The organism is Pseudomonas sp. AC083, assembly GCF_979253165.1.
In genome coordinates this window covers 1-258 of record NZ_CEEDDH010000215.1, presented here as the reverse complement: position 1 = coordinate 258, position 258 = coordinate 1, and the positions used below count along the sequence as shown (strand labels likewise).

The following is a 258-nucleotide window of genomic DNA, read 5'->3' as shown; positions in this document are numbered from 1 at the left end:
ATATTGGTTCACAAGCTGATCGTCTGTGTTCAGCTGCGGCTGATATGTTTTCTTCGATAGGTTATCTTTAAGCTTGTCCGTATCTACTTTTGTTGTCTTTTTCGCTAGCTCCGTCAGCTTAGCAGGCGTGACCCATTCTGCTTCACTATCTGGCTGTGCTTGATAGACAGCTTCATGAAATGCCCAAAAGTTTTTCGGATCTTCCTTCCACACTTCTTCAGAAGCTAGTGCTGCTAATACAGCGCCATCTCCATGAAC

At 44.6% G+C, this 258-nt stretch carries 1 protein-coding gene; it reads right to left on the bottom strand.

Going from position 1 to position 258, the window contains the following annotated elements; translation table 11 throughout:
• Positions 1–258 (bottom strand): DsbA family protein (locus AC0IXA_RS27760; RefSeq protein WP_471814954.1); only part of this gene is annotated, 258 nt, incomplete at both ends.